Below are 10037 nucleotides of genomic sequence, written 5' to 3' on the forward strand. Positions count from 1 at the left end.
AATGGAAACGGCCAACCCGTTCGTCCGGTCCATCAGCCAAACCAAGGGCAACAGCCAAGGCAAACAACCCCACGAAAGGGATGTTGCGGGGGATAACTTCCGATTATGATTTGGTTTTCCACCCTGACGTTTATACAGCCATGATCGACCATTGTCTGCGGGAAAAACCGCTGGAGGCGTGTGGATTGTTGTCGGGAAAGGACCAAACGGCATTCACTTGTTGGCCAATGACCAACATTCTCCACAGCCATAACGCGTTTGAGATGGACACAGGGGAGGTCGAAGATGTTTTCCGGAAAATCAGGGAAAAAGAGGAGCAGTTGGTGGGAATTTATCATTCTCATCCCACCGCTCCCCCAAATCCATCCCTGGAAGATATCGCTCACGCCAACTACCCGGAAGCTGCCTATGTGATTATATCCTTATCTGATAGATCTCCCAACGTCCGTTGTTTCCAAATTCTCAAACCGCGAGTTTTTCCCCTGCTTCATGGAATTTCCCGCTATTAAAACCTCATAAAAAACCAAGCATCCTAGCTTGCTATTAGGCTGTTGACAAATATGGATCAACAGCCTTTTTTGTCGAATTGAAATGAGGACAAGCTTCTTAAGAAACAGTCAAAATTCCCCATAATGGAGCCATATCGCGAGCAAGTGGATACCTGGCTAATGGAGGACAAAGCCCGTCCCCGAAAACAGCGTCATACAACAAAACGGATCTATGATCGTTTGGTAGAAGAATATGGATTTAAGGGCTCGGAACGAACTGCTCGCTACTATGTAGCGAAGCGGAAAATGGAGTTTCAGATCGGGGAAGTGGAGCCATATATTCGATTAGAGCATCCTGGGAGAGAAGCTCAAGTTGACTTTGGTCTTTCCAAGCTGTAAATGGGGGAAAGGTTGTAGAACAAAAGATGCTCATTCTCTCCTATCCGTACAGCAACGCAGCCTTTGTCTTTGTTAGCCCAAAGGAAAACACAGAGTGTTTGCGAAAGCCAAAGGCTCTCAGCTACAGTTCAGTCCCGGCCTTCCTTCCAGATAAAACAAAAGCCTTCTTGCTGTCTTCCGAAGGAAAACAGCGTAAGACTTGCGTCGATTGGCTGATTCGCATGCTGAAGACTTACAACATAGACGAAATTGAAAAGGGATTGCTACATAGCGAATTAGAGAAAACTGAACAACTGGAACATGTCTTTTACAAACTTCGTCATCCCGAGTTCAGGCCATTGCCTTTCCTCGAAACACGCACTCCTGCTATCTTACGGGGCCGGAAACCTGATCTCAGTCGATATGATCGACTTCAACAATGGAGGGCACAAAAGTGAAAACAACACTCCAAAGACTGTGTAAACAAATGCGTTTAGCTCACATTATGGACGTCTATGAAACGATTCCGTTTGAAAATCCATCCCACTTAGTATTTACATGATCTTTTAAATGCTGAGCAAAGGGGACGTAACCAAATGAGGATTCGCAAATTGATAAACAAGGAAATTTCCTCAAATGAAGACGAAGGGTATTCCTTTGACGCAATCACGTTTCCTGAGAGCATCAATCCAGAAGGATTGATGCGAGTGGATTTCATCGAGAAGAAAGAAAACGTCATTATGCTTGGTGCCGTTGGCATCGGGAAAACTCATCTTGCTACCGCAATGGGGATAGAAGCCTGTAAACGCGGGATGAAAGTCCAATTTTTCAGGGTTTCCGACCTGATCTCGACCCTTCAAATGAGATTCCAAGCTGGAACTCTTCATCGGTTCCAGAAGGAGCTGCTCAACTCGGATATGCTCATCATAGATGAGATAGGGTTTGTCCCTTTTCACAAAGATGGGTCAGAGCTGTTTTTCAATCTCATGTCTGAATGTTACGAGCGATTGAGTGTTGTGGCACCTCTAACTTGGAATTTAGCCAATGGGATACGGTTTTTGGCGATGACCGCCTTACGGCGGATCGTCTTGTTCACCATGCTCATATCTTGGCTTTCACAGGTGACAGTTACCAGCTCAAAAACGCTCTCTCCCATCAATCTTAGTTAATTCATTCTGGCAAGGCACTATGTACAAAACGGTTGCCGTTTTCCGTACTTTTTACTTGCCGAACACATAAAAGTCCACTTTTCTAATTTTGAAAAGTGGACTTTTTATTTAGTATTGAAGTGCTTTTTTTACTTGTTCTAAATACCCAAATCCGTACCTTTTATCCGGTTCCAAATATGTCCCTTCACTCCATTCATTCCAGGCATTAATAAACACAAATTCGCTTTTGATTTGAATCGCCTTTTGAATTAACTGCGAAAAATAATAACCAAATTTATCGGGAGACGCACCATCGAAGATTAGTGCATTTTTCCCCATTCGTGCGGTGTTATCCCAATCGATAAAAGCTCCCAAAAAAGCGGGTTTGTCTGGTAATGGTACTCGATTTAAGATACCTTGCCAAACCGTATCATAATCATATAGACGAATTGCCTGTGAATCAAAACCAGTTACATGTTTAAGCAATTGCGAGGCCAAATTGTGCTGATGATGCTGCACAATCGTATAGAAAGGCTCAAAGTCGATACGAGCATGAATGCATGAACTGGTGTGTGGATTTGGATTGGAATGACTCAACACCTCTGCAAAGTATATCCCATCCAGGCCGTTCTGTTTTGCCAATTGATCCCAATAACAGAACATTTCATCGAGTCGTTCAATATGCCACGGTACATAAACACTGAAAAGGGGTTTGTTATCTACCCGTATATATCTCTTATCTTTGAATGCCTCCAATAAATACTCAAAATGTATTTTCCAATCCGGATAATCTCCATATTCCTGAATCATCAAAAACTCATCATGATCCGATCCATCAATCCATGTTCTTCTCCAATGATGATTTGCCCAGCAAAGACAAAAGGGGAAATCAGGCTCACCCGTTCGGAGCACCTCATTAAATGGCGTTTCAAGAAGCATCTTTCCTTTGAACCAATAGTGATAATAACAAAATCCGTACACTCCATATTCTCTTGCTATATTCGCCTGCCACTGTCTCGCTTCTGGATCAGTTAAATAATAATAATAATCACGGTATGGTTCTCTCGGCTGATAGTGACCCGGGAACAGAGGAACTGCTTTTCGTGTATTGGTCCATTCCGTAAATCCAGGCCCCCACCATCGGTCATTTTCCGGGATTCGGTGGAATTGGGGCAAATAAAAAGCGATAACTTTAGGTGTTAATCTGTTTATCATCATCACCCCCCTCATTTTCCCTATTGTCCAACTTATTCACCAAAACAAAAGGTGAACAGTACATATGCTGATGAGATTAAAAATGGTTCTATTTATTTGATTTTGCGCAGAAATCCATTTGGGTTTGAAGTTACATAAAACTTTTCTCTCTTGTAGTCAATGACAAATTGGTCATTCTCTGCCATAAATTCCTCAACCGCTTCCTTCGGACCGGGGCCACATCCCGGGAGTACGGGATTTCCATTGATATTTGTATCTTCGACAATCAAATAACTCCCCTTTGTCACCAATTGGCTATAAATCTTTAATTCATTTAAAACATGCTGCTTGGAATGATCGGAATCCAAAATCACCATCACCACTTGCGCATCTTTTGCCTCTTGCTGTACAGCCTGAACAATCTCCGGAGAAGTGGAGGAACCAAGCAAGTAATTGATACGGTTATGTTGAGGGCAAGTCGGACTCTCCACAATATCGATGGTGACTACTTTCCCTTTCCCAATCAGATCACAAATCGTCGCCAAAAATAGCGTACATCCCCCTTGACTCGTTCCACATTCCACAATCAGGTCCGGTTTTAGTTCAAATATAATTTCCTGATAAATCCAAAGATCTTGGGGGTATTTTAAGACAGGTACTCCCAACCAATAGGTGTTCGTCCATACCAGGCTGTTATAAAAAAGATTGTGAAATGAATCGATAATATTTTTCATATCAAATCATCCACTTCCTAATCATCATTTTTATCAGAAAATTAACGGAATGTTCTAGGTACTCAATCCATTTTTCAACCGGAGTATTCTCCATTGATTATTGCTTCAACCACATATTGGAAAGCATTTGCTTCAACTGCGAACGAGGGATTGTCTTTCAGCAGGGAGGAACGGATATGGTCAAGCCAATGGATGAGCGGATCCATTTGCGGATTGGGATAAACAATTCTCTCAAGATCAGTAATGTAATAACCGGTAATCTGGAACATCTTGTAAATTTCCGTCAAGGTAAAAAAGCGCAAATGAGTCTGATCTAACAGCCCCCATTCCATATATGTCCATTTCCCCAGAAGAAGGTCGTGCAAAATAGAGATATGAGCGATATTGGGAATGCAAGCAATAATCGAGCCATTCTTTTTCAGAAAAGGTTTTACTTTTCTCAGCACGGCCCAGGGGTCGATCAAGTGCTCCAGCACATCCCCAAAGATAATATGATCAAAAGAACCCTGTTCGTATGGTAACTCGATCGTTTCAATATCACCGCATAAGACATGGTCCAGTTTTTTTTCCGCTTCTTGAGCAGCCTCCGGAAACAGTTCAATCCCGTAGACCGTGATTCCCCTTGTACGGAGTACACTCCCCAGGTTCCCTTTGGCACATCCGACATCAAGCACACACGACGCGTCCGGTTTGATTCTTTTTAACAGATATGGATTATTGCCGTCATAATAATATTCCGGTTTTTGCTCATATAAACGTTTGTGATGATCTACCATAAAATCCCCTCCTCGTTATTTAAGATAATGTCGGGCGAAAATCTCATGGTAATGCATATATTTCGGATAATCGAAATGATTGTTGAAATTAGTGTGATAGTGCAGGCTCCACGGCTCAATCTGTTTTGGGACTCCAACCAAAAATCCGTGTTTTTTGAACTCCAATGATTGGGATATATCATAGAAATCGAACCCATCAAACAAATCAGCTCTCCAGGGTACGTCATATTGGGTCACCATCAAAAACCCATCCACCGCTTCAACAGCTTCAAATGCATCGGTTACTTCTTTCCATTTTTCAAGTTTATAGGTATTTCCGGGGAAACCAATGAGCTTTCCATACAACTCTTTTCCTTCCCACCAAAATCCACTGGAAGGCAGCGTTTTACAGCCGGCAAAACCTAACAAACCCAATAATGGGTTATTTTGAAATAAAGTGAGAATTTCCCGGAGAAAATGAGGGTTGATGATAAAAGTATCCTGATGCAGATAGATCTTATACTTTGCATCATTGGCCAATGCCCGATTATACCCTTCTGCCATTCCTTTCGCCCCGTAAACAGGGAAGAGCTCAATCGTATAACCCTGTGGAACATCTAGATTTTGAATATGTTTCACACATAGCGCATATAATGTCTCGTCATTCACGCAAGTGACAAACAGAAATTTGTTGTTCATCGTAAATAGCCTCCTGGGTTATACTATAAATTCTCATTGATTACGTAGCAAACTACTTACTAATATATGGAGGTTTGGAAAAATTGAAAGGACGATTTACCTATTTTAAAACACCCGTTTTATTTACTCTCCGCTGAATTTCAATTTGCTAAGAAAATCGGCCAATAAAGAACTGAATGATTCAAACGCCTATACCTTGAACAACTCTGCTGCATATAGGTGTTTTATCCGATCCGGTTCGATCATCATCATTTGTTTAAGCGAGTGTGAAAAACAATGTCCAGTCCCTTTCTATTTAACGGAAATAAAAAAATCGTGATCTCCCGGCTGTTCAAAGACATACGGAACTCATTTACTTATGAATTTTGGGTAAAACCGCTTTCTTCCCACCGAATTGATCCAGAAGCTTCCAGCGGGGTAGCCAGTCCCTTTGGAATGCAATGGGTCATTGGTGCCGGACACGGAGGAATTCATGATGCCGGTGCGGGAGTATCGGCAGGAACCAACGGGATCAGCGTTTATGAACACGGGTCCTACTACCTCCCTGCCAGGTTGGTATGGGAAACTTCCATAACGGATTGGACCCATGTTGCGGTCGTTTATAATAATAAAACGCCTTCTCTTTATATCGATGGTGTGTGGAAAAAAACGGGGGAACCCAGCCCCAGGGCCAACGTGTTTGCATCAGGATTATTCGGTGCTCTTGAACCGTATGGTTATTTTACAGGCTATCTCAAAAAAATCTGCATCTGGGATCATGCGAGGACACCACAGCAGATCGCTGACGATAAGGACAAGGAATTAACAGACAGCGAACCCGGTTTGATCGGGTACTGGTTGGTAAACAATCATAGTGAATTCTCTTTTGACGAAACGGTTCATTCCAATCACAATAAAAAAATGAAGATCAAAGAAAAAGAGTTATGGGATTTAAAAATTTTATATGTAAAATCAGGAGATTTCTTACCCTATACCGCTATTCATGAATCGATTATTGATTCATTGCACGAGTTGGTTCGCGATGTGCATACGATCAGCTCCCAAGAGGATATTGTCGAAAGAGCAAGGATCATACAACCGGATCTGATGCTGGCGTTAAATGGCTTGGATCTCTCTGCCGATCAAATCACAACAACCCGATTATCAGGAGTAAAAACGGCCGTCTGGTTCACGGATGACCCTTATATTTTGGATGCAACCCGGCAAATCGCTCCTCATTATGACTACATTTTCACAATCGAGTCAAACTGTATCCCTTTTTATAAACAGTTGGGCTGTTCGGAAGTGCATTACCTGCCTCTCGGAATGAATCCTGCAGTATTTCGCCCCAAAAAAGTGAACGCTTCTTATCAGTCAGATGTTTGTTTTGTCGGTAGAGGATATCGTAACCGAATCCGTTTTTTCAATCGGATCCTTCCATTTTTGGCTGGCAAAAAAGTATTGATCGTGGGGGATTGGTGGGAACGGCTTGAAAATTATAGCCTTTACAAACAAGCGATCCGAAATTCATGGGTGAGCGCAGAAGAAACGGCCAACTATTATAACGGAGCAAAAATCGTCCTAAATCTCCATCGACAGCACGATGACAATGAATTTAATCTCAACAGCCATAAAATTTCATGCTTATCCGTAAATCCCAGAACTTTTGAAATTTCAGGATGCAAAACCCTTCAGCTAACGGATTTTCGGGATAATTTGCCTGATTTGTACTCTCCGGATAAAGAGATTGCCATATTTTCCTCCCCTCAGGAATGTGTAGAGAAAATTAACTATTTTTTACAGCATGAAGAAAAAAGAAATGAGATCGCATTGAGAGGTTATTTGAAGACAATCAAGATGCATCTGTACAAACATCGGTTATCCCAGATGCTGAGGATTGTTACTGGAAGCAGCCGGAATGATCTGTAAAAGGATCTTCACAAGAAGATGGAGTGGCCAAATTTCTGGAATCTATTCTGAACCAGATCTTAAAGGCTCAGGAGGCTATGAGCAACTGTCGATGAATCCATACGAACGAGCAGGGGAGTGTCAGGGCTACCGAAACAGCTCCTACCACCACAAAACTGACTAATAGGTAGGAACAATCACACTCGGCTTGCCCCGAATCAGGGGAAAAGCTTACAACTGAGTTGTTTACCCGCTACCAGCGGAGGAACGAGCCTTGGTCTTGATTTGATGAAGACGGGTCAACGGGGTCTCTACCTGGTAGGTAGCCAAAGTTACGGAAGAACTGTGTAGCACGGAGTTTTCCAGATCAACGGTTTCAGATCTGTGCGAGCAGCTAGATCCAACGTGACAGCTTGGAACATTCGTCCCTTGCAGAACGAGCGGTAACCCTTGACATGGTGTTAAAAGTCCGGGAGGAAGCACCTGGTGATGAAGGATTGGACGCGATGAAGATCAAAAAACGGGAATGGTCCAAAATAACAAAAACTTGCTTGAATAAGATCCGGCACACGAACTGATTCGTGACGCAGAAGAGCATGGCCGTTCACTACTTACTCGTAGGTCTAGGACAAACACTTTGACAAAACCGACCGATCCGCATTCTCCACAGGAATCCCAATGATTCCTTCTTTCTTAACTTTGACAAGATAATCCGCGATTTGCATGTCATCGTCAACATCAGCGTCGAATAATGTCTAAACCTCAGTTTTATCCACAGGCACATTTCCTCAACCAAATAAAAATGAACATCAATCAAACCTTCTCAAATGAATAAACCATATCAATCCTCCCATCCGGATAAATCACCACTTCATCCAACAACGTGCGAAATACCTGCAATAGATCCTCATTCTCCTCTTCTAGCACTTCAAACGCTTGCCGGATATTTTCCTCCTTCTTATGGGTGTATTCTTTTTGCCCCGGAATCAATATCTCTTCCTACAGTTGGTGAATTTGCTCCTCCAGCTCGTTTCTTTTATCTTCAAACTCTTATTTCCCAATTAGTTAATCCAAATACAGATCCACCGCTTCTTTTTCTCTTCCCACTGTACTTGTTTTTGAATGGCTTTGAGCTGGTTTTCCTTTTTTCCTGTTCCACTTCGCTCATAAAGTTGAAAGCAATCGATTTTCCTTCAGGCGTTGGATGATAAATTCCCTTACATTCTCATACAATACTCGCCAATGGTTCACACAGCCATGCGTTCCGGATCGGCGGTAATTGGAACATTTCATATAGCGGTATTTCCTCCTGGATCCATCGGAACGCTTTTTGATTGTTTGTACAACGACCATATTGGACCCGCATTCACTGCACTTACAGATTCCCCGCAAATCATTCCATGAGGTAATGTTGACCTTCTCACCATTCCCTTCTCTTGGATTGGCTTTTTCCCAGACGATCGGGACATGATGATTTTCAAATGCCAGATATTTCTCCCAGGGGTTGCGGATTTGTTTCTTACGCCCGCCGATCTTGATTTTGATATATTGATTTAAGATAAAATTCCCACAATGAAATGGGGTTTTAAATCAGCGTTTACACCGAGGTCATTTGCCACTTCCTTCATTTCTTCGGTTTGATATTCCGCCGGTTCAATTCACTGGTGATCCGCTTAAAACCCCACCCGCCCTTTGTGTACCAATCGAATTTCTGACGTACGACCTGGGCTTCCTCTTCATTGATTTGCAAAAATCCGTCCACCCGAACAAACGGTATATCCAGTCGGCCTTTTTCCCCACATAAAAACCCCTGTCTTCTTTGCAAATGCGGCAGGGTCACATGCAGACTAAATCTTCCATTTGCCCAATCTTACCAACTCTATGACAGCTTGGGAGCGTCCTTTGACGTTTAACTTTTGCATGACGTAACTGATGCGTACCTTTTGCAAACTTTGGGCGGGTTCATTTTGAAACGATGTCTCAGACAATGAGTTATAAGATCCCTATTTATTGGGTTCCCACTTTTCTCTCAAAAATCATGCTGTAACAAAATCTGTTAACCAGACCCCATTGGCCGATTGGAAAAACGTATACCCATCCCAATGCATTTCTCTAGCCAGAACCTGCAGTATGATTGTGGATCCATGTCTCTTTCCAACTTGGCGGGCGGTAACGGGATCTCCAGACAGATGCACATGATGCCGACTCCCTTTAATCAATCCCCTTTTGCGAATAGATGAAGAAAGTGACTGGCCGTCCCGCGATACAGTCGATCCGGTGGCTCCATGGGCTCTAAATTCAAGTCAATGTACAGAATGCCCTTGATTCGCCCGAATTTTTTGGCCATCTTCACTGAATGAGAATCGCTGCTTTTCATTCGTTTTCACTATCCGTTCTAAAGTTTCGCGATCTAATAGAACCCCGTGTTTCTGAAGCAACCAAACCAATGAGCTTCTTTCTACTGTCAACCAAGCAATATCTCCAGGAGTCAAAGGTCGTGGCCTGAAGTAAAAGGAATATATGTGACAAATGAACAAGGTTGTCGCGCTTCTTTTACATTTGCTTCTCTCATATAGGAACGTTTTTATTCTTATAAATCTATTGTAAATACACTTTGATATTTGTAAACATTTTGATGTTTATAGGAGGGTGTTTAGTTAAGTCCGTATAATTGTGTAAAAATGGAAGCTGCGAAAAATAATTGAGCCATGGTGAAATTCCTCGGTTAGAATAGTAGTTGGCAAACATTCCCAA

The 10037-nt window shown here is 42.5% G+C and carries 11 protein-coding genes and 3 pseudogenes; 5 read left to right on the forward strand and 9 right to left on the reverse strand.

The window, feature by feature from the left end; genetic code table 11:
- Positions 1 to 83 precede the first annotated feature (83 nt).
- The 3 genes from I8U18_RS15930 to I8U18_RS15940 all read left to right on the forward strand — a co-directional run bounded on the left by I8U18_RS15930 (position 84) and on the right by I8U18_RS15940 (position 2035).
- Positions 84 to 509 (forward strand): M67 family metallopeptidase, encoded by a 426-nt coding sequence (locus tag I8U18_RS15930; protein ID WP_232336425.1) that lies wholly within the window; start codon positions 84 to 86, stop codon positions 507 to 509.
- Between the two features lie 159 nt (positions 510 to 668).
- Positions 669 to 887: a hypothetical protein gene (locus I8U18_RS15935; RefSeq protein WP_198065041.1), complete on the forward strand. Its 219-nt coding sequence runs from the start codon at positions 669 to 671 to the stop codon at positions 885 to 887.
- A 575-nt stretch (positions 888 to 1462) separates the two neighbouring features.
- On the forward strand, positions 1463 to 2035 hold the full coding sequence (locus tag I8U18_RS15940) for an ATP-binding protein (protein WP_198065042.1): 573 nt from the start codon (positions 1463 to 1465) through the stop codon (positions 2033 to 2035).
- Positions 2036 to 2143: 108 nt separating this feature from the next.
- Here I8U18_RS15940 and I8U18_RS15945 read toward each other — a convergent pair whose 3' ends face one another.
- The 4 genes from I8U18_RS15945 to I8U18_RS15960 form a co-directional block, all read right to left on the reverse strand.
- Complete coding sequence (locus tag I8U18_RS15945; RefSeq protein ID WP_198056556.1) at positions 2144 to 3229, reverse strand: glycosyltransferase WbsX family protein; 1086 nt, start codon at positions 3227 to 3229, stop codon at positions 2144 to 2146.
- A gap of 92 nt (positions 3230 to 3321) precedes the next feature.
- On the reverse strand, positions 3322 to 3942 hold the full coding sequence (locus I8U18_RS15950) for a cephalosporin hydroxylase family protein (RefSeq protein ID WP_052154429.1): 621 nt from the start codon (positions 3940 to 3942) through the stop codon (positions 3322 to 3324).
- A gap of 74 nt (positions 3943 to 4016) precedes the next feature.
- A complete protein-coding gene (locus I8U18_RS15955; protein WP_033102216.1) occupies positions 4017 to 4718 on the reverse strand; it encodes a class I SAM-dependent methyltransferase in 702 nt (233 codons plus the stop codon).
- Positions 4719 to 4733: 15 nt separating this feature from the next.
- Complete coding sequence (locus I8U18_RS15960) at positions 4734 to 5396, reverse strand: glycosyltransferase family protein (RefSeq protein WP_033102215.1); 663 nt, start codon at positions 5394 to 5396, stop codon at positions 4734 to 4736.
- Between the two features lie 276 nt (positions 5397 to 5672).
- On the opposite strand from I8U18_RS15960, the gene I8U18_RS15965 reads away from it, so the two are divergent.
- Complete coding sequence (locus I8U18_RS15965; RefSeq protein ID WP_198056555.1) at positions 5673 to 7304, forward strand: glycosyltransferase family protein; 1632 nt, start codon at positions 5673 to 5675, stop codon at positions 7302 to 7304.
- A 2-nt stretch (positions 7305 to 7306) separates the two neighbouring features.
- Positions 7307 to 7721 (forward strand): annotated as a pseudogene (locus tag I8U18_RS18455) (transposase); the annotation flags it as partial.
- Between the two features lie 375 nt (positions 7722 to 8096).
- Here I8U18_RS18455 and I8U18_RS15970 read toward each other — a convergent pair.
- From I8U18_RS15970 to I8U18_RS18355, 5 genes and pseudogenes are all read right to left on the reverse strand, one after another.
- Entirely contained in the window at positions 8097 to 8273 is a 177-nt protein-coding gene (locus tag I8U18_RS15970) for a hypothetical protein (RefSeq protein WP_160173923.1), read from the reverse strand.
- A 174-nt stretch (positions 8274 to 8447) separates the two neighbouring features.
- Positions 8448 to 8675, reverse strand: coding sequence for a recombinase zinc ribbon domain-containing protein (locus I8U18_RS18345; RefSeq protein WP_370589416.1), 228 nt, complete (start codon positions 8673 to 8675; stop codon positions 8448 to 8450).
- 232 nt (positions 8676 to 8907) lie between these two features.
- On the reverse strand, positions 8908 to 9033 hold the full coding sequence (locus tag I8U18_RS15980; RefSeq protein ID WP_160173922.1) for a recombinase family protein: 126 nt from the start codon (positions 9031 to 9033) through the stop codon (positions 8908 to 8910).
- A 97-nt stretch (positions 9034 to 9130) separates the two neighbouring features.
- Positions 9131 to 9217 (reverse strand): annotated as a pseudogene (locus I8U18_RS18350) (helix-turn-helix domain-containing protein); the annotation flags it as partial.
- 102 nt (positions 9218 to 9319) lie between these two features.
- Positions 9320 to 9820: pseudogene (locus I8U18_RS18355) on the reverse strand (RNA 2'-phosphotransferase).
- Positions 9821 to 10037 lie beyond the last annotated feature (217 nt).

It is taken from the genome of Thermoactinomyces sp. CICC 10522, assembly GCF_016055075.1.
Lineage (GTDB): Bacteria > Bacillota > Bacilli > Thermoactinomycetales > Thermoactinomycetaceae > Thermoactinomyces_A > Thermoactinomyces_A daqus.